This is a genomic window from Gammaproteobacteria bacterium (assembly GCA_021647245.1).
Classification (GTDB): Bacteria; Pseudomonadota; Gammaproteobacteria; order RBG-16-57-12; family RBG-16-57-12; genus JAFLJP01.
In genome coordinates, this window is sequence record JAKIVC010000005.1 from 1 (window position 1) to 22,721 (window position 22,721).

General features: G+C 49.6%; 23 protein-coding genes. 17 read left to right on the forward strand and 6 right to left on the reverse strand.

The window, feature by feature from the left end; all coding sequences use genetic code 11:
• Window positions 1–210: 210 nt before the first annotated feature.
• From modA to gpmI, 5 genes are all read left to right on the forward strand, one after another.
• Window positions 211–1,002 carry a molybdate ABC transporter substrate-binding protein gene (modA, locus tag L3J94_02345; protein MCF6217597.1) on the forward strand — a complete coding sequence of 264 codons (792 nt, stop codon included), beginning with the start codon at window positions 211–213 and terminating at the stop codon, window positions 1,000–1,002.
• 96 nt (window positions 1,003–1,098) lie between these two features.
• Complete coding sequence (gene modB, locus L3J94_02350) at window positions 1,099–1,773, forward strand: molybdate ABC transporter permease subunit (protein ID MCF6217598.1); 675 nt, start codon at window positions 1,099–1,101, stop codon at window positions 1,771–1,773.
• Complete coding sequence (gene modC, locus L3J94_02355) at window positions 1,770–2,909, forward strand: molybdenum ABC transporter ATP-binding protein (protein MCF6217599.1); 1,140 nt, start codon at window positions 1,770–1,772, stop codon at window positions 2,907–2,909. The genes modB and modC overlap by 4 nt, the downstream gene beginning before the upstream one ends.
• Window positions 2,910–2,967: 58 nt before the next feature.
• Window positions 2,968–4,989 (forward strand): VTT domain-containing protein, encoded by a 2,022-nt coding sequence (locus tag L3J94_02360; GenBank protein MCF6217600.1) that lies wholly within the window; start codon window positions 2,968–2,970, stop codon window positions 4,987–4,989.
• A 67-nt stretch (window positions 4,990–5,056) separates the two neighbouring features.
• A complete protein-coding gene (gene gpmI, locus L3J94_02365; protein MCF6217601.1) occupies window positions 5,057–6,586 on the forward strand; it encodes a 2,3-bisphosphoglycerate-independent phosphoglycerate mutase in 1,530 nt (509 codons plus the stop codon).
• A gap of 76 nt (window positions 6,587–6,662) precedes the next feature.
• Here the strand turns inward: gpmI and L3J94_02370 are convergent, their stop codons facing one another.
• The gene (locus L3J94_02370; protein MCF6217602.1) at window positions 6,663–7,451 is read right to left on the reverse strand and encodes a hypothetical protein; all 789 of its coding nucleotides are present in this window, start codon (window positions 7,449–7,451) and stop codon (window positions 6,663–6,665) included.
• Window positions 7,452–7,616: 165 nt separating this feature from the next.
• Here L3J94_02370 and L3J94_02375 point away from each other — a divergent pair, with 165 nt between their 5' ends.
• Window positions 7,617–8,000 (forward strand): hypothetical protein, encoded by a 384-nt coding sequence (locus L3J94_02375; GenBank protein MCF6217603.1) that lies wholly within the window; start codon window positions 7,617–7,619, stop codon window positions 7,998–8,000.
• Between the two features lie 53 nt (window positions 8,001–8,053).
• On the opposite strand, the gene L3J94_02380 is transcribed toward L3J94_02375, so the two are convergent.
• The 3 genes from L3J94_02380 to L3J94_02390 all read right to left on the reverse strand — a co-directional run bounded on the left by L3J94_02380 (window position 8,054) and on the right by L3J94_02390 (window position 10,280).
• Entirely contained in the window at window positions 8,054–8,482 is a 429-nt protein-coding gene (locus L3J94_02380; GenBank protein MCF6217604.1) for a hemerythrin family protein, read from the reverse strand.
• A gap of 198 nt (window positions 8,483–8,680) precedes the next feature.
• A complete protein-coding gene (locus tag L3J94_02385) occupies window positions 8,681–8,821 on the reverse strand; it encodes a hypothetical protein (GenBank protein MCF6217605.1) in 141 nt (46 codons plus the stop codon).
• A 19-nt stretch (window positions 8,822–8,840) separates the two neighbouring features.
• Window positions 8,841–10,280: a M48 family metalloprotease gene (locus L3J94_02390; protein ID MCF6217606.1), complete on the reverse strand. Its 1,440-nt coding sequence runs from the start codon at window positions 10,278–10,280 to the stop codon at window positions 8,841–8,843.
• A 143-nt stretch (window positions 10,281–10,423) separates the two neighbouring features.
• Here L3J94_02390 and L3J94_02395 point away from each other — a divergent pair, with 143 nt between their 5' ends.
• A complete protein-coding gene (locus L3J94_02395) occupies window positions 10,424–10,660 on the forward strand; it encodes a sulfurtransferase TusA family protein (GenBank protein MCF6217607.1) in 237 nt (78 codons plus the stop codon).
• Window positions 10,661–10,699: 39 nt separating this feature from the next.
• Here the strand turns inward: L3J94_02395 and L3J94_02400 are convergent, their stop codons facing one another.
• Complete coding sequence (locus L3J94_02400; GenBank protein ID MCF6217608.1) at window positions 10,700–11,533, reverse strand: hypothetical protein; 834 nt, start codon at window positions 11,531–11,533, stop codon at window positions 10,700–10,702.
• A 152-nt stretch (window positions 11,534–11,685) separates the two neighbouring features.
• Between L3J94_02400 and L3J94_02405 the strand changes: the two genes are divergently transcribed.
• Both L3J94_02405 and L3J94_02410 read left to right on the forward strand, forming a co-directional pair.
• Window positions 11,686–12,324 carry an LPP20 family lipoprotein gene (locus tag L3J94_02405; protein MCF6217609.1) on the forward strand — a complete coding sequence of 213 codons (639 nt, stop codon included), beginning with the start codon at window positions 11,686–11,688 and terminating at the stop codon, window positions 12,322–12,324.
• A 10-nt stretch (window positions 12,325–12,334) separates the two neighbouring features.
• On the forward strand, window positions 12,335–13,480 hold the full coding sequence (locus L3J94_02410) for a flagellar assembly protein T N-terminal domain-containing protein (GenBank protein ID MCF6217610.1): 1,146 nt from the start codon (window positions 12,335–12,337) through the stop codon (window positions 13,478–13,480).
• Between the two features lie 5 nt (window positions 13,481–13,485).
• Here L3J94_02410 and L3J94_02415 read toward each other — a convergent pair whose 3' ends face one another.
• A complete protein-coding gene (locus tag L3J94_02415) occupies window positions 13,486–13,785 on the reverse strand; it encodes a PilZ domain-containing protein (protein MCF6217611.1) in 300 nt (99 codons plus the stop codon).
• Window positions 13,786–14,237: 452 nt separating this feature from the next.
• On the opposite strand from L3J94_02415, the gene pcnB reads away from it, so the two are divergent.
• The 8 genes from pcnB to L3J94_02455 all read left to right on the forward strand — a co-directional run bounded on the left by pcnB (window position 14,238) and on the right by L3J94_02455 (window position 22,624).
• Window positions 14,238–15,578 carry a polynucleotide adenylyltransferase PcnB gene (pcnB, locus tag L3J94_02420; protein MCF6217612.1) on the forward strand — a complete coding sequence of 447 codons (1,341 nt, stop codon included), beginning with the start codon at window positions 14,238–14,240 and terminating at the stop codon, window positions 15,576–15,578.
• Complete coding sequence (gene folK / locus L3J94_02425; protein MCF6217613.1) at window positions 15,571–16,065, forward strand: 2-amino-4-hydroxy-6-hydroxymethyldihydropteridine diphosphokinase; 495 nt, start codon at window positions 15,571–15,573, stop codon at window positions 16,063–16,065. The genes pcnB and folK overlap by 8 nt, the downstream gene beginning before the upstream one ends.
• A gap of 46 nt (window positions 16,066–16,111) precedes the next feature.
• A complete protein-coding gene (panB, locus tag L3J94_02430; protein MCF6217614.1) occupies window positions 16,112–16,915 on the forward strand; it encodes a 3-methyl-2-oxobutanoate hydroxymethyltransferase in 804 nt (267 codons plus the stop codon).
• Window positions 16,916–16,924: 9 nt separating this feature from the next.
• Window positions 16,925–17,785: a pantoate--beta-alanine ligase gene (gene panC / locus L3J94_02435; GenBank protein ID MCF6217615.1), complete on the forward strand. Its 861-nt coding sequence runs from the start codon at window positions 16,925–16,927 to the stop codon at window positions 17,783–17,785.
• 52 nt (window positions 17,786–17,837) lie between these two features.
• Window positions 17,838–18,221 carry an aspartate 1-decarboxylase gene (locus tag L3J94_02440; GenBank protein ID MCF6217616.1) on the forward strand — a complete coding sequence of 128 codons (384 nt, stop codon included), beginning with the start codon at window positions 17,838–17,840 and terminating at the stop codon, window positions 18,219–18,221.
• Between the two features lie 223 nt (window positions 18,222–18,444).
• Window positions 18,445–19,182, forward strand: a complete 738-nt coding sequence (locus L3J94_02445) for a hypothetical protein (GenBank protein ID MCF6217617.1) — start codon at window positions 18,445–18,447, stop codon at window positions 19,180–19,182.
• Between the two features lie 236 nt (window positions 19,183–19,418).
• Complete coding sequence (locus L3J94_02450) at window positions 19,419–21,323, forward strand: ATP-binding cassette domain-containing protein (protein MCF6217618.1); 1,905 nt, start codon at window positions 19,419–19,421, stop codon at window positions 21,321–21,323.
• A gap of 26 nt (window positions 21,324–21,349) precedes the next feature.
• Complete coding sequence (locus tag L3J94_02455) at window positions 21,350–22,624, forward strand: MFS transporter (GenBank protein ID MCF6217619.1); 1,275 nt, start codon at window positions 21,350–21,352, stop codon at window positions 22,622–22,624.
• Window positions 22,625–22,721: the final 97 nt, after the last annotated feature.

Here is a 22,721-nt window from a genome sequence, read left to right on the forward strand (position 1 = left end):
ATTATTCCAGAAGTCTTTTTTTCTGGAATAATGATTGTCTAATACCATCGGACTTTATGTGTTTACTCGCCAACAATCCATATTATGGATAATTAAGCTGGTGGCGAGTTAATACATAAAGTCTAGGGTGTGATTCCTGTTCTTATTTCACTGTGAAACGAGTCTTTACATATCGTTGCGAATTTTACCTGGAGATTATTGGAGGTGCCCATGAGAGTGCTGCTCTATTTTTGTCTGCTCAGTCTGTTAAGCGGCCCGTTATACGCTGCGGAGAAGCTGCACGTTGCGGTTGCCTCCAACTTTGCTTCAGCGATGCAGAAATTGGTTTCACAGTTTGAGTTGCAGAGTGGCTATCGGGTCAGTAGCAGTTATGCCTCGAGTGGCAAGCTGTTTGCGCAGATTACCCATGGTGCGCCATACGATATCTTTTTATCCGCTGATACGCTACGCCCTCGTCGCCTGGAAAGCCTGGGGTGGGTTGTTCCTGATCAGCGTTTTACCTACGCCATAGGCAGGCTGGTACTCTGGGCACCGGATGCTCGCTCCCCAGATGAGGCCTTGCAGCAGTTGCGGCAAGGGGGCTTCTCTTACCTCTCGATGGCCAATCCTAAGATAGCGCCCTACGGTGCTGCGGCGATGGAGGTGCTGGAGCAGTTTGGGCTGAGCAGGCGCTTTTTAAAACGAACGGTGAGAGGGGAGAATATCGCCCAGGCGTATCAATTTATTTACAGCGGCAATGCGCAGCTGGGCTTTGTAGCAAAAGCACAGGTTGTTGATGCGAGTAAACCCCTGAGAGGTGCCATATGGCATGTGCCAGGTGACTTCTATACTCCTATTGAACAGCAGGCGGTATGGCTAAAACGTGCGGAGCATCATCCGGTGGCTATCGCCTTTGTTGATTATCTACGCAGTGACGTGGCAAAACAGATTATTATGGATTCTGGGTATGATGGGTTAACCACCCCATTGAGTAGTCAGGAGCCTTTAAATCGCCATGATTAAACCATACATGTTCATATTCTGGCCTGGAGCAAGAGCCGGGTTGTTTTCAATTAATCAGCTTGAATTCAAGCTGACTTATTCAGGGGCCGCTTAACCATGGAGATGGATTGGCAGCCGGTCTGGTTAAGTCTTAAGCTGGCGAGCGTGACAACGGTTCTGTTGTTGCTGATCGGCACACCACTGGCTTGGTGGTTGTCACAAACCCGCTCTTTCTTTAAACAACCGATTGCCGCGATTATTGCATTACCATTGGTGCTGCCCTCGACTGTTTTAGGTTTTTATCTGTTGCTACTGCTCGGCCCACAAGGCGCGGTGGGGCAGTTTATGCAGCGGCTTGGGCTGGATACTTTGCCCTTTACCTTTGCCGGTTTGGTGGTCGCCTCTATCTTTTATTCACTGCCTTTCATGGTTCAGCCGCTACAAAATGCCTTTGAAAATCTAGGCAAAAAACCACTGGAAATTGCGGCCACGCTAAGAGCGTCACCGTTCGATACCTTTATGAGTGTTGTGGTGCCACTGGCGCGCCCTGGGTTTATCACCGGAATTGTCCTCTGCTTTGCCCACACCATTGGCGAGTTTGGTGTGATATTGATGATCGGTGGCAATATTCCCGGTGAAACACAAGTGTTGTCGATTGCCATCTATGATCATGTCGAAATGCTGGAGTATGGTCAGGCGCATATTCTCTCAGCCGGTATGGTGCTGTTCTCTTTTGTGGTGTTGTTGACGCTCTTTTATATGAATCGTCGTACCGAGGTGCGTAGCCGATGAGCCGAGTGATTCATGCTCATTTCAAAGCGGCGCGTGGCGAGTTTCAGCTGGATGCTCGCTTTACACTGCCCGGCCAGGGGGTCAGTGCGCTGTTTGGTGATTCGGGCTCGGGTAAAACCACACTGCTGCGCTGTATTGCGGGGTTAGAGCCAGAAATTGATGGTTCACTTTCGGTTGATGGCGAGCCGTGGCAGACGATGGATGCTCTTTTCACCCCACCCCATAAGCGCCCCGTTGGTTATGTCTTTCAGGAGAGTAATCTTTTTGCTCATCTGAATGTACAGCAGAATATTGAGTTTGGCATGAAGCGGCTAAAACCACATGTGCGCGTTATGAAAGCAGATGATGTGGTGCAGATGCTGGGGATTGGTTATCTGTTAAAAAGGGCCGTTACGCACCTCTCAGGTGGCGAACAGCAGCGCGTTGCTATTGCCCGTGCGCTACTGACCAGCCCAAGGTTATTGTTAATGGATGAGCCACTCTCGGCACTGGATGAGCGCAGCAAGCAGGAGGTTTTGCCCTACCTTGAACGGCTGCATGATGAGCTGGCAATACCGGTGATATACGTCAGCCATTCACAAAAAGAGCTGAGCCGCCTGGCAGACTACATGGTGTGGATAGAGCAGGGCAAGGTGCGGGCCGAAGGCTCGCTTTGTCAGGTGATGGGGCGCTTTGATCTGGCTGCCCGCCATGGCGAGGAGGCGGGTGAGGTGATGATAGCCAAAGTGATGCAGCATGATGACGATTACCACCTTAGTCGTTTGCAGTGCAGCTGTGGTGAGTTATGGGTAAAGCGAGTAAACCGAAAAGTGGGTGATGAGATTCGTGTGCATATCCCAGCCAAGGATGTCAGCATCACACTTAAACCCGCCGTTGACAGCAGTATTCAAAATATTTGGCCGATGGTAATCGAAGCGGTGTCGGAGGTGAACCAGGGACAACTGATATTGCAACTGAGTGCCGGTGGTGACCACGCATCACCGCTACTGTTATCCCGTATCACCTTAAAATCATTTGAAAGGTTGCAGCTCAAAGTGGCGAGCCACTGCTATGTGCAAATCAAGAGTGTCGGCCTGTTACAGTGTGATGACGGCGTGACAGTTTACCCTGACACGCGCTGTAACCCAGGTGACTGACAAATACCATTTTGTAACTCATTATCCCCGAGGATAGTGACTCAATTTAAGGGACTGTGTGACTGACCTGATCCATCAACTGCTCAGTTGGGTGAGCGCCAACCCCCATTGGGCGGGTCTTGCGGTGTTGCTGGTTGCCTGCGCCGAGTCACTGGCCATTGTCGGCTGGGTGGTGCCGGGGGCGGTGATGATGTTGGGTGCGGGTGCATTGATTGCGGCGGGTGCCATGGGCTTTTGGCCCACCTTTCTGTTGGCGGTGGCGGGTGCTGTATTGGGTGATGGCCTGAGCTACTGGCTTGGGTATCGTTATAATGAGAAAATCCGCCAATGGTGGCCCTTCAATCGTCATCCGGCGCTGTTATTACGGGGTGAAGCATTTTTCAGTCGCCACGGTGGTAAAAGTGTTTTTATCGCCCGCTTTGTCGGGCCAGTAAGGCCGGTGGTTCCGATGATGGCCGGCATGATGATGATGCCGGCTCCCCATTTTTTTCTGGCCAATATTTTCTCTGCCCTGGCGTGGGCACCCCTCTATCTACTGTTAGGAATGGCCTTTGGTGCTTCGCTGGCTTTGGCTGGAGAGGTCGCCGGGCGGCTGGCGGTGCTGCTTGGGGCGGCGCTGCTTGCCGTGTGGGTGATTATAAAAATGGTACATGTCATTTACCTGTTTCTAAAAAAACGGGGGCAACGGTGGGCTGAAAAGTGCCTCTCCCAGGGACGGATCCATCCAACGGGGGCGTGGATTGTGGCGGATCTGCTGGATGCTGATAAGCCCGTTTTAGGTGCGCTACTCGTATGGTTGGCGATACTACTGGGTGGCAGCGGGTTGTTTCTCTGGGTTTCGGGAAATGTGATGACAGGAGACTCTCTGGTACCTGCGGGAGAGTCACTCTATATACTATTACAAAGCTTACGCACTCCGCTGGGTGACCAGCTGATGGTGATTTTCAGTGCGTTGGGTGATGGGGTAATGATACTCACACTCGTGATCAGCGTGCTGTTGTGGATGGTGTGGAAAAGGGCGTGGCGAGAGGCGCTTTACTGGCTGGCAGCGGTAGGTTTTGCCGCCTTGGCGGTGGCGCTGTTTAAATACAGTTACCACTTTCCACGGCCTGTCGCCATGTACTCAGGGGCGAATGCCTACAGCTTCCCCAGTGCCCATGCAACCTTGAGTATCGTAGTTTACGGCTATCTGGCGATGCTGGCGGCACAGACACTGCCCGATAGCCGCCGCTGGTTGCCCTATGCCGCTGCTGCGCTGCTGGTGGCGGGGATTGGTTTTTCCCGGCTCTACTTGGGTGCTCACTGGTTAGCGGATGTGCTGGGAGGAATCGGCCTCGGAGCCGCCTGGATTAGTCTGTTAGCCATCGCCCGCCACTATCACTTGCGCCGTAGGGGCGATGTGAGTGGGGTGCCGGTTGTGGCGCTGCTGGTTTTTCTGATGGCAGGCAGTTGGCATGTGAATGCAAAAATGGCTGATGACTTGGTGCGATATGCCGTGCCGCAGAGCATTCAGCTGGTTGCCGAAGATGAGTGGTGGCGGAGCGCCTGGAGAGAGAGCCCGGCATTCCGTATCGACTTGGAAGGGGAGCAGAAGCAGCCGTTGAATATTCAGTGGCTTGGTGAACTCACCTCACTGCGCCAGCAGTTGGAAGCCCAAGGGTGGTATGCGCCCGAGCCAGTCACCGCAAGTGGTGTGTTACGCTGGTTGCTGCCTCACCCTCAGTTGGTAGAGCTGCCAGTACTCCCCCAGTTTCACAATGGACAGCAGCAGGCGTTGTTGCTGATTCGCCCTAATGTGAGTAAACACGCATCAACGGCCCCACTATGGGTGTTACGACTCTGGCCAACGACTGTTCAGCTAGAGCCAGGCGCGAAAAAGCTGTGGTTTGGAACCGTTACTGGGCTGCGTGAACAGTGCCTGCCATTGATCTGTTTTCCACGCTCAACGGCTGATTATGAGCCCGCACTGGTAGAGCTGGAACCCCTGTTGTCCGGCAAAGAGTGGCAGCGGGTAGATCGTATATCGATAAAGCAAAGTGAACAGCAACCGATGGATTACTCTGTGCTACTGATTCGTTGACCCCATTCAGTTGCAAACATTGCCAGCGCTTGCCCCTCACGGTGAGTTAATTAAGGAGAGAATTAACATGTCAGCCCCTCGTCGCCCTGTTGTTTTGATGATTCTGGATGGTTTTGGAACCAACCCAGCTGGCCTCAATAATGCGGTTGTAGAGGCCTCTACGCCCTGTTTGGATGACTACTTTAGCCGTTATCCACACACCCTGTTGCAGGCATCAGGCCCGGCCGTGGGCTTGCCAGATGGTCAGATGGGAAACTCCGAAGTAGGGCACCTCACCATCGGCTGCGGTGATATTGTGCGCCAAGACTTGGTCTATATCGATGATGCCATCAATAACGGCTACTTTTTCAATAACCCAGTGCTGCTCGCCGCCGTTGAGCAAGCTAAAAGTGCTGGTCGCCCACTTCACTTGATGGGGCTGGTTTCCGATGGCGGTGTTCACAGTCACATTCGTCACTTAAAAGCGTTAATTGAGTTATGCCGCCGCCACCAGGTAGTACCGCTGGTTCATATGTTCTGTGATGGCCGTGATACTTCGCCCCAATCAGCACATCGCTATGTCAATGAGCTAGAAGACGCGCTGCAAAACAGCGACGGAGCCATCGCAACCATCTCGGGGCGCTACTATGCCATGGATAGAGATAATCGTTGGGAGCGTACCGCACTCGCTTGGCAGGCGATAGTGCAAGGTCGCGGTGAGCAGGGGGAGAGTGCCTCGGCAGTGATTGAACAGGCATATGCAAAAGGTATTAATGACGAATTTATATTGCCGACCGCACTGCCCGCAGCACAGTCTGTCTCATCCGATGATCATGTGATCCTTTTTAACTACCGCAAAGATAGAGTACGGCAATTAACCCGTGCACTCTTTAAGCCAGACTTTGATGCGTTTGACCGAGGTCAATACCATCCGCCCAAAGTGAGCTGCATGACCGAGTATGATGAGTGGTACAAGCTGCCCTTCGCCTTTGAACAAGAGCACCCGAAACAGACACTGGGTGGAGTCGTGAGCCGTGCCGATTTGCAGCAGTTTCACTGTGCCGAAACAGAAAAATATGCTCATGTAACCTACTTTTTAAACGGTGGCCGTGGCGATGCCTTTAATGGAGAGGAGCGGGAGATTATCCCATCCCCCGATGTGGCAACCTACGACCTGGCCCCGGAAATGAACGCTAAAAAGGTTGCTGATGCGGTCATTGAAGCGATGCAGCGCAAGAGATACGCTCTGATTGTAGTCAACTTCGCCAACGGCGACATGGTAGGACACACCGGTAAACGCAAGGCGATATTAAAAGCAGTAGAAGCGATGGACCAGCAGGTTGGTCGTGTTTTAAACACTGCAGAGAGCGAAAGCTACTCGGTTCTACTGACAGCCGACCACGGTAACTGTGAAGAGATGGTCGACCCCATCACCGGCGAACCGCACACCCAACACACCCTCTACCCAGTTCCCTGCCTGATTCTGGACAAACACCCCTGGCAACTCAGCTGCGTGGGTGGTTTAAGCTCGGTAGCGCCCACCGTTCTGCATCTCATGGGCCTGCCGATCCCCGAGCAGATGACAGGGCGTTCACTGCTCCTCAAGCCGATCATGTAGGCACCATCCCGTTGATATTGATCCGCTATTTTCGTTGGTAAACGAGTGAAGAGCACAGGCTCCCCTCGTTTCATAATTACCTTTCGAGGAGCGCTCTGTTTGCCGTTAAACGAGCCAGTTCGTGGGGCTGATGCAGAATCTCTTTTCGTGCTTGCTTAAACAGCTTGCGCAGGCTCTTTTTCAGGTGGGGAAGTAGCTCCTGGTTATCAACTCCCTTTAGATGGCAAAATATCGCAAGGGCATAACACATCTGCTCTTCTGTTAGCTCCCCCATCAACTGAACGGATGGCACACGGCAGCTACCGCAACCACCCCGTTGAATATTAAAGGCGTTATTGGTAATAAAAAGGCCAAAACCGAGAAAGATAGTGAGCAGGTCGGTGGCAGGGCCACGCAACTCTTCACCACCGGGTGGTGGGGTCGGAATGGCACGCCCAAGCAGTACCGCAAGATTTTGTGCCAGTGCGGCGATCAGAGCATCCGGTTGGCGTAACGCCTGTGGATCGTAGGGGATATCAATCCACCCATCCCCTTCAACGCTGATCTCCGCATTGGGGCCGCGCAGTGCATTTTTAATCTGAATGTGAGGGGTCGGAGCAATCTCACTTTGAGGGTCGGCAGGGCGTGCCCGGCATGGCCACTGCTGCATTGCGCTATACTGCAACACTCGCTGTAATAGCGCATTGGCTGTCTCATCTGGTGAAGTGGCTCTGTCAGGGAAAAATTGATCATTAGCCAACACCAGTGATGTCTGCTGCTGAAACAGTTGCGCATCAAAATTATCCAGTGCCCAATTGAAGCTATCAAAGAGCCATTGGGTGGTGCCTTCATCTAGCAGTTTTTTTGCTTTGAACAGACCGAACATTTTTAGGTCTTACTCCGATTAGTTTAATAATGGGGCCCCTGCACAATATGAATCGTGAAAAGCTCACATAGAGGCAATCTTAACCACTTTCTTGTGGTGTGACTATTGTACTTGGCAAGTGAATGGTTTATATCTCTTCTAAATTACCAAAAAGGATCAGTTTGAATGCGTATTTCAATGAAGCTAGTGACGCTGTTGGCGGTTGTGGGTTTATCAGCTTGGCCGTTGCTGAGCATGGCGGAGCCAGACGAAAAGAGTGATTACTATAGTGCGAGTGAGTCAGATAATCGTCAAGACGGAGAAAAGCCTGGTAAAGAGCCGTGCGACAAAAAGGCCGCTGCTGCTTTAGGTGATGAGCCGTGCGACAAAAAGGCCGCCGCCGCTTTAGGTGATGAGCCGTGCGACAAAAAGGCCGCCGCCGCTTTAGGCGATGAGCCATGTGACAAAAAGGCCGCTGCTGCTTTAGGTGATGAGCCATGTGACAAAAAAGGGGAGTCGGATGACGAAAAGCCTTGCGATAAAGAGAAAAAATCTGCCGCAGAGGATTAAACCCGTGACGCTAACCCCGTTTGCTATACGTGCCTACCGTGACTGGTTGGCAGCTATAGCTCGAACGGTCCACCAGCGCGTGCGATAAACATCGCTGTCACGCTATCCATACTTTCAATATGACCCACAAACCACTCGGGAAGAATCTCGAGTGTGTACTGTTTTAGCGTTGCTATATCTTCGTGTTTACGCCAATTTTCAAGTACTTGAGCCATCTCATCTAATACCCGTTGATGCTCACTTTGATGAATGTGAAACGGGGGGAAGTTGATTTTCTGCATCTGGGCCTCTTCGCGGGCGAAGTGTTCTCGGCAGTGGGTTAGAAGCTCCTCAAGTGTATCGCTGATACCCTGCGGATTAACCTCGCCATTGTCAGCAGCCCCCACCAGTGTTTGTAACGAATTGGTGATGTGCGTTGCTTCTTCATGATCTGCATTCATGAAATCTACAGCGACCTTGGGCACTTCATTAAAATCAATCATATCTATACCTTCTTGTGCCAGTTTTATCAGTGAGTTTTACTTTATATATCAATACTGAATAGCGTGAAATTAAAGTATACCCTCTGATTAGGCGGTATCTATTGATCAAAGTCAATTTGTAAGATTTAAAGACGTAGAATTAATGGTGTTTTATCCCATTCAAGGCGATGGTCGAGTCATTTTTATCGACACGAAGTGCTAAATGTCTTTTAACCACCACCACGCTACCGCACCGACTACTGCGATAATAACGATCTTACTGATGACCAGTATTTTGATAAAGGAGACACCTTCCTTCTCCAGCCTTTCTGTTGGTGAGATATCTTCTTCGTTTGACATGTGCTACCTCCAGGTTTTGCTAGTGTGTTTTGGCTTGCTCGCTCAGAGCGACTTTTTTAATTTCATCTCTGCGCTGTTTTAGTTTGGGCAGGCGATAGGGTTGATTGTTGGCCGCTTTTATCGCCTCTTCCAGGTGCTGTACAGCAACGACACTTTGGCCACGAAGGTAGAAGTATTCAGCCAGCGCCGATGAGGCGTCAACGCGATTGCCTAGCTGGCTTGCAGCTTGGGCATACAGCTGGTGGACTCTTGGTGTCAGTTGGTGATGAGTGCGTAGATATATTTTTAGCAAATTAAAGGCTTCATCGGCTGCGTTTTGCTTGAGTAGCTGCTCGGCATAGTTGAGTGTTAGTGCTTTATTGCCGGGGTAGATCAGCAGTGCTTGTTTATACAGTGTGAGGGCCTGGCTGTTTTTTTGCTGTCGTTGCAGGCTCCCTGCAAGTGCTACGGTTAACCAGGGGTGTTCCCCTTGTTGCTGGATAAGTTTGCGTAACCGTGTTTCAGCTTGTGCCGCTTTGCCGTTGTAACTCTCTAGCAAGGCGAGTTGGTAGGCAAGCTCGGGTAGAGGGTGCTTGTTGAATAGTGTGCGTGTCTGTTGCTCAAGCTGTTGCTGCTTGTTGCTGTTCAATACCCGCACCTTGGCGCGAAAGTATTGGAATGCGGGTTTGTCGGCAATGCCTTCTTTACCTTGCTGCGAGTATTGGGCCGCTCTGTTTTTAGCATCAGAAATACGGTTAAGTGTGACTGGGTGTGTCATTAATATTTCGGGTAAACCGCTCTGATAGTAGCGACTCTCTTTATGAAGTTTTTCAAAAAAACGCGCCATGCCCTGGGGGTCGTAATGAGCACCCGCCAGAAGCTGAATGCCGATACGGTCAGCCTCTTTCTCGTGGGTGCGGGTGTAGTTGATGCGTGATTGCTGGCTGGTGGCCATACCCACACTCAACGCCGCAAGGCTCGCATCACCCCCTTGGCTGGAGAGTGCTATGGCGGCAAGAATAGAGGCGATGGTGGCAAGGTTGGCGCCACTGCTTCCTTCCATCGCACGGCTGATATGGCGTTGCGACACGTGGGCAATTTCATGGGCCAGTACGGAGGCTAATTCACTCTCATTATCCGCTGCGATAATCAGCCCGGCGTTGATGCCAATATAACCACCGGGTACGGCAAAGGCGTTAATTTGCGCAGAGTTGACCACGAAGAAAGTGTAACGATAGGGTGCTTCATCCAGGTAGGAGACCAGCTGCTCTCCAAGTGACTGAATGTAGGCTTCTATTTCCGGGGCATCGAGCAGGTCAGCGGTGCCACGCATCTGGCGCATAAATTGACCGCCAAGCCTCTGTTCCTCTTTTAATGAGAGCGATGAATCGGCTGAGTTGCCAATATCGGGAATGGTTAACGTACCATCAGCCCACGCAGTGAGTGAAAAAAATAGCAGTAATATGAGTCGTGTCGGCATCAATGGTATCGAGTCGTTTTGAGGGGTGCGTAACTCAGTATAACGTTATTTCTCATCAATTATCAGAGGGGATTATTGGCTGAAAGTTCCTCTCTAAACAGTATAATGGAACTCATTTTGGCATTTGTTGTGGGGGAAACAGCGTGAGGTATGATTTAGAGCTCGATCTGTGTGGCTTGCAATGTCCGTTGCCTATTTTGCGCAGTAAGAAAGCATTAGCGAAGTTGGCAGCAGGCCAGGTGATACTCGTGACAGCGACGGATGTGGGGGCCTTAAAAGACTTTCCGGCTTTTTGTAAAGTAACCGGACACGCGTTGCTCGAGAGCTGGGAGAAGCAAGATGTGTTTCACTTTGTTATAAAAAAACGCCCCGAGGATTAGGCATGCTATTGCCATTTCCTAGGGTAAGATATTGCCGCTTTATAGCTGGCGGGTGAGTAGCGCGGGTGTTCCCAGCTCTTTTACTGTCGCGCCACCCGCTGTCAAGTAGCTGTTCCAGAACTTTTTCAATGATTCCAGTTGGCTTGGTTTGATGTATTTACGCTCATCTTTAATGTTTCCGAGGCCAAACATATAGACTTTGGCACCGTGCCAATCTGCGAGTAGTTGGTGTTTAATCACTTTCGACATCTCTTTCTCACTGTTAATCGTGGCAATGCTGCGACGACGATAAAAGCTGCTTACTTCACTGTTCTCCAGCCCATCAGAGATAATTAAAACCGTCTTGTCGTCAATCGTGTCATTTATCAATACGGTTTCACTCAGGCGTTTCAGTGCATACAGTAGATCGGTGCGTGGTAATTGAGTATTGATAAGCTCTAAATTACGTTTAATAGCCCTTGTTAGTGCTTGCTTTTCTTCTGTTTTTTGTCTGTTTATGCAGGCTTTAAGTGCCTCTTTCTGGCTCTCTTTTAGTTGATAGAGATAGGCCTCGCTGGGTTTGCTGTCCAGAGATCCTTCGTAGCTAAGCTCGGTATATTGCCCCTTAATATTGGGTGAAAAGCGTGCGACACGCACTTGTTCTCCGCTTTTAGGGTGAGTCGAGAGTAGAGTGTTCAGGTTGCTGCGCATGCGGCTGTTGAGGGGCATGGTTTGGTCGATGAATATATAGAGGGCGCTGTTGATGTTGTTTTCTGGCATCTCAAGATCGAGCTGTTGGTAACAGCTGCTGCTTGTAGTTGAAGCCCAGCCTGCGGTGCTTGCTATGAGTGCAATAAAGGCGACAAGTGATGTGAGTGGTATTGAGTAGTTCATTTCGATTGTCTGCTGTGAAAATGTAGTGAAATACTAGCATAATTTATGCCACAGAATTTTCGGGTGGTTGGAACATTTATTGCACTGTTCTGCGTCAGGGTGAGTAGTTACGCAGGATACTTGCAACGGGTGACAACGCGTGGGAGCGTGATATGACAAATTCGATAAAGCAGATGTTGTTGATGGGTTTAGTGGTCTCTTTAGTGGTGGGGTGCTCGCAATCAACCACTAAACCGACTGATGAAACAGCGCCGGCCTCCACCGCTGCTGAGTTGGCGGAACCCAAATCTTTTTATCAAAACGAAAAAAACCGGCCGGTCGACACCCTGGTGATCACTGCCCGTGGTTGGGGTGCGCCACCAAAACAGTATTATCCGGAGGGCAATCGCCGCCTGATGGCGATGCGTGCAGCCAAACTGGATGCGTATCGCTCCCTGGCTGAACGTATTCATGGTTTGCGTATCTGGGGGGGCACGACCGTCGGCGAAATGGTGCTGGAGCAAGATCAGTTTAAAGTGTTGCTGGATGCTTATGTGGTGGGTGCCAAGGTGTTGAGTATCATGCCGCAAAAAGATGGTAATTATGAGGCGATTGTTGAAGTTGAGGTAGGTCGTGACTTTTTATACCGTGCATTGGCCAGCCGAAATGATTTGATGACGGTTCCGTCGGGCTATAGTGCGCTGCCCAAAACGGCCTATGAGGAGCAGGCAACGCAGGTTCAGCAGCATGAGGCGGTGGAAGACGTGGTGAGCGAGTCCCACAGTCAGGCCAACTTCTATTTTGCAGATTGAGAGGGCTACTATGTTGCTACGTATTGCTCTGTTGATGATGTTGTTTGTGGTCGTTTTCCCCGTTAATGCGAAGCTGGTGGAGACGCAGGGGGTGGCGCTTATTGAAAAGGGTGCCAAGGGTAAGGCGCGTGAAGAGGCGATTCGGCAGGCGATTCGGCAGGCTCAACTGCAAACCATGGCTTTGGTTGATAGTGCCAGCATGGTCAGTGCCAATGTGATGGCTATTGATAGCGCACGGGTGAGCGCGGCGGGGCTGGTAAAAGATGTTGTGGTTATTAAAGAGTGGCAGCAAGAAGGACTCTATTATGTGCGGATTCGGGCGCAAGTGGTTGAAGAGAAACTACGTCTGCCGAGTAATGCGGCACGTTATCGTAAAAAAATATCGGTAACACAGTTTGATGTTATGGATCGCCGGCAAATTTTTGATATGCCGATGATTGAAGTAAAGCTGGCTCAGGAGCTACAGCGTCGCCTTGAAAATACCGGTTTGGTTTTAGCCCGTGATGCCACTGCTTTTAGAGTGGCTGAACGGGGTCAGCATACCCTGGATGGTGAGAGAGTCAGTTATCAACATGTTGTGAGGCGGGTGGCGGGTGAGTTATCCAGCCAGTTTCTAGTGACCGGTACCCTTGTGGATATGGGGGTGCAGACAGGGTGGTGGCGAGATGTGCGTCATATTGTATTGGATGTGGCGGTGTATGATGGGCTTTCAGGTACTCTGATTTCAAAACATCGAGTCAATGAACGTGTGGTCGGCGCAAGTTATATGGATGCTAATGTGGTGTTTGGTAGCGTTGCTTTCTTGGTGGGTGAGTATGGTGCCGTATTGGATCGTGTGCTGGATTCGCTGGCTAGCCGGATCATTGAGGATTTAACTATGCTTCCATTTTCGGCAAAAGTACTGCGGGTTGAGGGGCGTCATATTACGCTGGATGCAGGAGTCACATCGTTGATGTCGGTCGGTGACACCTTAATGGCCTATCAACTGGATAACAGCGCGATGTATGATGATGTTAATGGCCGTTATCTCGGTTTCAAGGAGCGACCACTGGCGGCTGTCGTTGTGAAAACAGTGCAGCCACAATTTTCGGTTGCAGAAGTTGAATCAGACGAAATCACCCTTAAACCCGGTGATATCGTCCGCTTTGGCTGGTAATTACGTTATAAAAGCTGTTTTATACTGCCCGCATACTCATATTGCCCATCTTCACTTGACGGCTCACGGCGTGTAATTTCAATCACTGCTTTCAGCGGTGGTACCACTGACTTTTCAGGTGTGATGTGAATATCAATCAGTGTGGTTTGCTCCAATTTAACGGCAGAACGAAACCGAATGCCACCGGCACTAAGGTTGATGCACTGCCCCGAATTGTTCGCCTCACTGCCGTGAATGCTGAAGCTTAGCGGGCAATCCGCGGTCATGCGAAAGAAGTCGCGTTTTTCATCATAATCTCTAGACATGTAATCCCCCGTGATAATGCTTGCTTGTTGATAACAAATATTGCCTTTCAATACAAGGGGTTTGTGTTTATTTAACCCCCGGATAGAGGTGCAAGATATTGGTTTTGCAGTGAAATAAAAAATAGTGGGCAGTATCCACATAAGATGGGGTAGTTGTTTTTTGTTTTGCCGTGGAATCAAGCGCTTGTGTGGCATGCTTATTTTTATCCCGGAATTAGGCTATTCCGTCTCAATCTTGCGAAGAGGGTTGCATGTCATCTTAGGCGCGGTAGAATAACTCGATGGATGATTATGCTATCGGCCTTACAAAAATAAATGTAGACCCCCCTTTGCGGGCGAAACAGTTTTCTAGTTAACGCCACAGTTGGCGATTTAATACAGTAGACGATGGCCGTGTAACGGTTTCAATAAAAACAGGAGTTACTCATTTGTTTGGTCAGGTAAAGTCCCTGATGCGACGAGTTTTTGCTAAGGAAGATAGTGTTAAATCTTCACTTCCCCAAGTTATCTCACGCGATCACCACACCATATCAAGATCCAATATCAGCGCAAATGCACTAAAAGTTCTCTATCGACTCAACTCGGCGGGGTATGAGGCCTACTTAGTGGGCGGCGGGGTGCGCGATCTGCTATTAGGGCGTGAGCCGAAAGATTTTGATGTTGCCACCGACGCAAGCCCGGAAGAGGTGAAACGTGTGTTTCGAAACTGCCGCTTAATTGGGCGGCGCTTTCGTCTGGCGCACATCTACTTTGGCCGGGAGATTATTGAGGTGGCGACTTTCCGGGGCGACGGGAGTGGTGACCGCCGAAGCAAAGATGGCTTGCTGGTCCGAGATAATGTCTACGGTACTCTAGAAGAGGATGCTTGGCGTCGAGATTTCACAATTAACTCTCTCTACTATGAAGTGAAAAACTTTTCGGTGATTGATCATGTGGGCGCGATGGCTGATCTTGAGGCGGGTCGTTTATCTATTATTGGGGATGCAGTAGAGCGTTATCGGGAAGACCCCGTCAGAATGCTGCGCGCCATTCGTTTCTCCAGCAAGCTCGGCTTTATTATCGATGAAGAGACATCAAAACCTATTTTTGAGTGTGCTCCTCTGATGGAAACGGTCTCATCTGCCCGTCTGTTTGATGAAATGTGTAAACTCTTTCTGCATGGCTATGCGCTCAATACATATGAACAGCTTCGTCACTATGGGCTTTTCTATTATCTTTTCCCACAGGTTGAGCGCTCACTCGAACAGCAGGAGAGTGACTACCCCAAGACATTTATCGCCCGTGGCCTGGAAAATACTGATATTCGGGTTTCTGAAAACAGGCCAGTTATCCCCGCGTTTTTACTGGCCATACTACTCTGGGAACCTGTTCGTACACTTGTGGCACAAAAAGGTAAGCAAGGAATGCGGCCAATGCAAGCTTATCAGGAAGCCGCTGATGAGGTGATTAGTCTACAGGTCAAGTCAATCTCGATGCCACGCCGAATTTCCCTGCAAGTTAAGGAAATTTGGATCATGCAGGCCAAGCTTTCAATACGACGTGGCAGTAAGGTGTTTGAACTGCTTGAAAGCAACCGCTTCCGTGCCGCGTTTGATTTTTTACAACTGCGGCACCAGAGTGGAGAAGAGGTGGCCGAGCTCTACGAGTGGTGGAATAGCTTTCATCAGACCAGCCGCGATGAGCAAGAGAGCATGTTAAGCCAGCTTCGTAAGCGAGAGGGGCCTGCGGGTGGTCGCCGCCGTCGCAACCCTTACCGGCGGCGCCGACCGTCAAGTGAAACAAAAAATGAGTAATGTTTTTCAGGTCTTTATTGGCCTGGGTAGCAACCTAAATCAACCCGTTGAACAGTTAAAACAAGCGGTTGCAACATTGACTGCTGCGGCTAATTTGGAAGGTGTAAAACTCTCCAGCTTTTATAGTGGCAAACCCATGGGGCCACAGGATCAGCCAGATTACGTTAATGCCGTTTTTCAAATGGAAACCTCTTTAGCACCACGCCCTCTTTTATACCTCCTGCAGCAGGTTGAAAACGGACAGGGGCGTATCCGAGAGCGCCGCTGGGGTGAGAGAACGCTGGATCTGGATATTCTGTTATATGGTGAGAGAACGGTTAACTTACCTGAACTGACCATCCCTCATATTGGCTTAAGCAAACGAAACTTCGTACTCTACCCGCTGCACGAGATTGCCCCCGATCTAATGATTCCACAGCTTGGCCCCCTGGCCGAGTTAATCACCGCCTGTCCCCAGGCAGACTTACAGCGAATAGAGATCGCCTAGCTCAGCTAATTCTTGCTATAGTGCTTCTTTATTTTCCGATGATGAAATGGCCATGAACTCAGCGATTACCGCACAAACGTTAAAACAGATGAAAGCTAAAGGAGAGCGCTTTAGCTGTTTAACCGCCTATGATGCCAGCTTTGCGCAGCAGATTGCCGCAGCGGGTATTGAAGTGCAGCTAGTGGGAGACTCACTGGGTATGGTGATCCAGGGGAAAGAGAGCACCCTACCGGTTTCAATGGATGAGATGATCTACCATAGCCGTGCTGTGCGTCGCGCCTCAGGGAGTAGCCTAGTGATGGTTGATATGCCATTTATGAGCTGTACAACGCCAGAGCAGGCAGTGAAAAATGCGGGTCGTCTGATGAAAGAGGGCGGGGCACACATGGTAAAAGTGGAGGGCGGTCACATGATGCTTGAGGCCATTCGTCTGTTATCTGCCCACGGGGTACCTGTTTGTAGTCACCTTGGCCTGTTGCCACAATCTGTCTATAAGCTGGGCGGCTATAAAGTGCAGGGGCGTGATAGTGAAACCGCCGATAGGATACTCGCCGATGCCATCGCACTGGAGGCTGCGGGAGCCGATATTCTGCTGTTAGAGTGTGTGCCCGCTTCATTGGCAAAAAAAATCACTGCGGCGGTCACCTTGCCAGTAATCGGTATTGGCGCAGGTGTTGAGTGTGATGGCCAGGTGCTGGTTGTTTATGACATGCTGGGTATTACACCGGGTAAACGGCCTAAATTTTCCAAAAACTTCCTGCTTGATGCCCTGGATATACCCGAAGCCTTGCACAATTATGCCAAGGCGGTAAAATCCGCCACTTTTCCAACAGAGCAACAGAGCTTTTAAGGGGGGTTGATGCAGAGGGTGGAGAGCACCGCCACGCTACGGGCATTATTAAAGCAGTGGCGTCAATCGGGAGATCGAATTGCGTTTGTACCCACCATGGGTGACCTTCATGCGGGCCACTTGGCACTGGTAAAAGAGGCCAAACAACACGCAGAGCGCGTGGTGGTCTCTATTTTTGTTAACCCATTACAGTTTGGTGAAAATGAAGACTTTGATCACTACCCACGCCTGCTTGAGCGTGACAGTGAAAAATTAAAAGCGGCGACAGTAGATCTGCTTTTTTCACCCTCTGTTGCAGAGGTTTACCCCAATGGGTTGCAAGGCGTAGCGACGGTCGATGTACCGACGATTAGTGGCATACTTTGCGGAGCTTCCCGTCCTGGTCATTTTAGTGGTGTCGCAACGGTTGTCAGTAAACTGCTGAATATGGTACAGCCTGATTGCGCCCTATTTGGTGAAAAGGATTTTCAGCAGTTGTTGCTGATAAAAAAACTGGTAAGTGACCTCTGTTTTGCGAGTGAAATTATCGGTGTACCGACATGTCGGGAAACGGATGGCTTGGCAATGAGCTCACGCAATCGTTACCTCTCTGATTCACAACGACAGCAGGCTCCAGTGTTAAATAAAGAGCTGCGCAAAGCAAAAAAAGCTGTCGCCAAAGCATCATTCACTGATTTTAAAAAAATAGCCGAACAAGCCGTCATTCATCTAAATAATAGCGGCTTTAGAGTCGACTACTTTGCGGTACGCCATGCCGCTGACCTGGCTGAACCAGAGCGTGATGATGGTGAGTTTGTCATTCTTGTCGCCGCCTGGCTGGGTAGCGCAAGGTTGATTGATAATGTCCGAGTAAACAAGGGTGAGATATAGCCGTTAGTTGTGTATACTGGCCGCTATTTTCGACCGTGTTATAGGGTGTTTTATGTATTCAACCATGTTAAAAGCCAAGCTTCATCGAGCCAGCGTGACCCATGCCGAGCTTGATTACGAAGGCTCTTGCGCAATCGACAGCGACTTGTTGGATATGGCGGGTATTCATGAATATGAGCAGATCCATATCTACAATATCAATAATGGTGAGCGCTTCGTGACCTATGCGATACGCGCAGAAGCAGGCTCAGGTATTATTTCTGTTAACGGCGCGGCTGCCCACAAGGCAAACCCACAAGACCTGGTTATTATTTGCACCTATGCCGGCATTCCGCAGGCCGAAGTGTCCCATTATAAACCAAAAATGATCTACTTTTCTGAAGGCAACAAGGTTTCACGCACCAGTAACACTATTCCAGTTCAGGCTGCCCTCTAAAACTCTATTGGCAGCTGGCCGTGAGCTAATACTCGCATTCGGAGATATTTTGGGTATGAAGATCCTAAAATCTCTCTAGTTGCCCACAAAATAATAGGCGTTTGGCTGTTTTTTGAACAGAATATCCCGCCTTGTGGGTGATAAGTCTACGAAATACTGTCTGTTTGATGTACAATCGCGGCTGATTGAATCCCCCCCTAATAAAATGAGGAGACACACCATAGTGGACCAAGCAGAATTAGAGCTTCAACTCGAAGTATGGAAAGACCTTGCGATAAGCAATCAGGTGTTGATGAGAACAGCGACCGATGCTTTGAAGCTCGATCCAGAATGTAGCACAGAAGAGCTAAAAGAAGCACTCGACAATGCCATTAAGCGTTCACTTGATGCGGATGCAACAATTGAAGATGCACAGACAAAAGCACAGCAAGCTATTGCGATTATGAAAGAGAAGATAGCGGCCAGTGAAAAAGCCCAGGCAATTGCTGAAACTAAAGTATCTGAAACACTCGAAGCAAAAGAGACATCTGAACAGCAAATTGCTGTAGAGCGTGCCAGTCATGCAAAAGAGATGCAAAAGTGTAAAAAGCAGGTAGCCGATGTAGAGAAGTCTCTAAAATCGATTAATAAAGCGCTCGCAGATACGCCAGAAAATGTAATGAAAAAGCTCCGTACCCTTAAAAAGCAAAAAATAGATGAAGCGGCGGCATGTAAGCTGGCAGAAGCTAAGGGACGTACTCTGAAAAAAGAGAAGAGCCAGCTGGAACAGCAGATCAAGGAGTCTGAAGAGAAAAAATCAGCCCTTGTTGAGCAACACCGTGAACTGCACAAGCTTTGCGAAGAGCTGTACGGACAACTCAAGCCACTGGTTGATGATGAAAAAGCCCTACCGGTGGTGCCCGCGCTTGATGAAGAGATGCTGGGTGGCGAAAGTGCCGATGAAAAGGCTGATAAGAAGTAACCTCAGCCTGCACATATAAAGTGAGACCTTTGCACGAAAAATAGTTTTTGTTCCAGCAAGGTAAAAATGATCGAAAACCGGAGTTTACAGGCGTAAATGAGGTTTTCTAGGTGCCTTTGGGCATGCGGTCATTTTTAACGCAGCTGGGACGAAAAATATAAATCATCTAAAGGTCTCAAAGTGCAGCCCGCGCAGTTTACAATGTGAACGGCGCTTCCCCCACCTGTGAAACCGTTATGACCCCACTTCTGACGCTCGACAACCTCTCGCTGGCTTTTGGCCATCACCCGTTAATGGATCGCATTAACCTGCAAATTGAACCACAGGCACGTATCTGCCTAGTGGGGCGTAATGGCGCAGGAAAGTCCAGCATGATGAAGGTGATTGCCGGTGAAATTCTGGCGGATGAAGGCTCCATTTGGCGGCGAGATGGCTTGAAAATAGCCTATTTGGCGCAAGAGGTACCGCTGGATGATACGCGCAGTGTCTTCGATGTGGTTGCTGAGGGGCTGGGGGATGCCAGTCGCCTTATTACCGATTATCACCATATCACCCACGCACTGGCAGACGACCCAAGCGAGCGTAATTTTAATAAGTTAACCCAACTGCAAGAGCAGTTGGAAGCCATTGATGGCTGGAGCTTAGAGCAGCGTGTCGAGCAGACTTTGGCTACACTCTCTCTCAATCCTGATGACACACTCGACCAGCTGTCAGGCGGGATGCGCCGTCGGGTGTTATTGGCACGGGCACTGGTCAGTGATCCCGATCTGTTGCTATTGGATGAGCCAACTAACCATCTCGATATTGAATCGATCACCTGGATCGAAAGCTTTCTACAGACATTTAATGGCGCGTTACTGTTTATTACCCATGACCGTGCTTTTCTGCAACGTCTTGCCACCTCAATTGTTGAACTTGATCGTGGGCAGGTGAGTCTCTGGCCGGGTAATTATGAGAACTACCTGCTCAAGCGTGAAGAGCGTTGGGCGACAGAAGCGCAGCAGAATGCGTTATTTGATAAAAAACTAGCCCAAGAAGAGACTTGGATTCGCCAGGGGATAAAAGCACGCCGCACCCGTAACGAAGGGCGTGTGCGTGCACTCAAACGCCTGCGTGATGAGCGCTATCAGCGCATCGAAAGGCAAGGGAAGGCGCGTATTCAGCTGGATGATGCGGCACGCTCCGGCAAGCTGGTTGTTGAAGCCGAGCATATTGGCAAATCCTTTGCTGACAAGCTGATTATGAAGGATTTCTCAATCCGTATTATGCGTGGCGACCGTATCGGAATTATTGGTCCCAATGGTGTGGGAAAATCCACGCTAATCAAAATAGTGTTGGGACAGCTGGAGGCGGATGAAGGTGTCGTGCGTCTGGGTAGTAAGCTTGAAGTGGCCTATTTTGATCAACAGCGCGCCTTGCTCGATGAGTCGAAGACGGTGTTTGATAATGTAGGTGATGGCAGTGATTACGTTGAGATAAACGGGCAGTCACGCCACGTTATGGGTTATCTGCAAGACTTCCTCTTTGTGCCCGAAAGAGCGCGTTCACCCGTGAGCACGCTCTCTGGTGGAGAGCGCAATCGACTCTTGCTTGCCAAGCTATTTACCCGCCCGGCTAATCTGTTGGTAATGGATGAGCCTACTAATGACCTTGATGTCGAAACATTAGAGCTTTTAGAGTCGCTTCTGGAGGCGTTTCAGGGCACCATTTTGTTGGTAAGCCACGACCGTGCTTTTTTGGATAATGTGGTAACCAGTACCATCGTTTATGAAGGTGAGGGCACCTGGAATGAATATGTAGGTGGTTATCAAGACTGGATACACCAAACTAAAAAAACCGCCAAAAATGAAAAAAAACCACAAAAACAGGTGAAAATTCCGGAAGTTTCTGCCGTGACGCAGGCGAGTCAGCCGGTAAAGAAGCTAAGCTACAAAGATCAACGTGAGCTTGATCAGCTACCCGAGCGTATTGAAACCCTTGAAAATGAACTGGAACGGTTACAGGTCGAAATCAGTAATCCGGCGTTTTATCAGCAGCCTCAAGACAAGGTAAATGAAATACTCAATAAACAACCGCTGCTTGAGGCAGAGCTGGAGGGTGTATTCGCACGCTGGGAAGCGTTGGACGAGATGACGAGGTAGCCCCTAGGGAATAATTAGAAAATATTGTGCTGGGTTATCTTAAAAATCGTCAAATCCTCTCATGGGCACTGTATGACTGGGCAAACTCTGCTTATGCCACAGTGATTATGGCCGGTTTTTTCCCTATTTTTTTCAAACAGTATTGGGCGGGAGAGTTAAGCACCACCGAGAGTAGCTTCTATCTGGGTATGGCTAACTCAATTGCCAGTCTTATCGTCGTTCTTCTAGCCCCCATACTGGGTGCCATTGCTGATCAAGGCAGTGCCCGTAAGCGTTTTCTTCTCTTCTTCGCCCTGATGGGGATCGTCATGAGCTTTGCCCTCTCGTTTGTAGGGCAGGGTGAGTGGCTGTTGGCGGTGCTGATATATATCGGCGCCTGCCTTGGCTTCTCGGGCAGTGTTACTTTTTACGACGCCTTAATTATTGATGTTTCCAGCGGTAAAAGCTTGGATAAAGTCTCTGCGTTTGGCTTTGCACTGGGCTACCTGGGTGGCGGCCTGCTGTTCTCTATCTGTGTCTGGATGACAATTTCACCGCTCACCTTTGGCCTGGCTGATAGCAGTGAGGCGGTGCGGCTCTCTTTTGTGATGGTTGGATTTTGGTGGGCACTTTTTACAATACCGCTACTACTCTGGGTAAAAGAGCCTGTAAAAAACAAAAAAACAGGTGCCTGGTCCCATATAGTTAATGGCTTGTCGCAACTTCGTCATACTTTTGATGAGGTTAGAAAGCTGCGGGTTGTATTGCTTTTTTTAGTCGCTTATTGGTTCTATATTGATGGTGTCGATACGATTGTGCGTATGGCGGTTGATTATGGATTATCACTGGGGTTTGATCAAAACAGCCTCATTGTCGCACTCTTGATTACCCAATTCGTTGGTTTTCCGGCAGCGATTGCCTTCGGTTGGTTAGGTGAAAAGTACGGTTGCAAGCTCGGAATTCAGATCGCTTTAGTGGTCTATATGCTAGTAACAGTTTTTGCTTATCAGATGAATTATGTGTGGGAATTTTATCTGTTGGCAGTGGTGATTGGTTTAGTTCAGGGGGGGATTCAAGCGCTTAGTCGTTCACTCTATGCTCGGCTTATACCCGCTGATAAAAGTGCCGAATTTTTCGGGTTTTACAATATGTTAGGTAAGTTTGCGGCAGTGATCGGACCTCTGCTAATGGGCTGGATTGCGCTGGTTTCTGAAAGCACCCGACTCTCTATCCTGTCTGTTTTAATATTGTTGATTGTGGGGTTCGCGCTACTCTATTTTGTCAATATTGAAGAGGGTGAAAAGAACGCCCGTCAGTTGTAGTCTCTATGCTTCGATTAGGAGGTGATGACGGTTTACCTTGTCATGTTCATGGCAAGTGTGGCAGGCTGGTTATCCATTCTATTGAAAGGGCTTCTCC

Bases quoted from the DNA above. Each gene is read 5' to 3' on its own strand.
- modA (MCF6217597.1), top strand. From the start codon at position 211: ATGAGAGTGCTGCTCTATTTTTGTCTGCTCAGTCTGTTAAGCGGCCCG.
- modB (MCF6217598.1), top strand. From the start codon at position 1,099: ATGGAGATGGATTGGCAGCCGGTCTGGTTAAGTCTTAAGCTGGCGAGC.
- modC (MCF6217599.1), top strand. From the start codon at position 1,770: ATGAGCCGAGTGATTCATGCTCATTTCAAAGCGGCGCGTGGCGAGTTT.
- gpmI (MCF6217601.1), top strand. From the start codon at position 5,057: ATGTCAGCCCCTCGTCGCCCTGTTGTTTTGATGATTCTGGATGGTTTT.
- L3J94_02370 (MCF6217602.1), bottom strand. From the start codon at position 7,451: ATGTTCGGTCTGTTCAAAGCAAAAAAACTGCTAGATGAAGGCACCACC.
- L3J94_02375 (MCF6217603.1), top strand. From the start codon at position 7,617: ATGCGTATTTCAATGAAGCTAGTGACGCTGTTGGCGGTTGTGGGTTTA.
- L3J94_02380 (MCF6217604.1), bottom strand. From the start codon at position 8,482: ATGATTGATTTTAATGAAGTGCCCAAGGTCGCTGTAGATTTCATGAAT.
- L3J94_02385 (MCF6217605.1), bottom strand. From the start codon at position 8,821: ATGTCAAACGAAGAAGATATCTCACCAACAGAAAGGCTGGAGAAGGAA.
- L3J94_02390 (MCF6217606.1), bottom strand. From the start codon at position 10,280: ATGCCGACACGACTCATATTACTGCTATTTTTTTCACTCACTGCGTGG.
- L3J94_02400 (MCF6217608.1), bottom strand. From the start codon at position 11,533: ATGAACTACTCAATACCACTCACATCACTTGTCGCCTTTATTGCACTC.
- L3J94_02405 (MCF6217609.1), top strand. From the start codon at position 11,686: ATGACAAATTCGATAAAGCAGATGTTGTTGATGGGTTTAGTGGTCTCT.
- L3J94_02410 (MCF6217610.1), top strand. From the start codon at position 12,335: ATGTTGCTACGTATTGCTCTGTTGATGATGTTGTTTGTGGTCGTTTTC.
- L3J94_02415 (MCF6217611.1), bottom strand. From the start codon at position 13,785: ATGTCTAGAGATTATGATGAAAAACGCGACTTCTTTCGCATGACCGCG.
- pcnB (MCF6217612.1), top strand. From the start codon at position 14,238: ATGCGACGAGTTTTTGCTAAGGAAGATAGTGTTAAATCTTCACTTCCC.
- folK (MCF6217613.1), top strand. From the start codon at position 15,571: ATGAGTAATGTTTTTCAGGTCTTTATTGGCCTGGGTAGCAACCTAAAT.
- panB (MCF6217614.1), top strand. From the start codon at position 16,112: ATGGCCATGAACTCAGCGATTACCGCACAAACGTTAAAACAGATGAAA.
- panC (MCF6217615.1), top strand. From the start codon at position 16,925: ATGCAGAGGGTGGAGAGCACCGCCACGCTACGGGCATTATTAAAGCAG.
- L3J94_02440 (MCF6217616.1), top strand. From the start codon at position 17,838: ATGTATTCAACCATGTTAAAAGCCAAGCTTCATCGAGCCAGCGTGACC.
- L3J94_02450 (MCF6217618.1), top strand. From the start codon at position 19,419: ATGACCCCACTTCTGACGCTCGACAACCTCTCGCTGGCTTTTGGCCAT.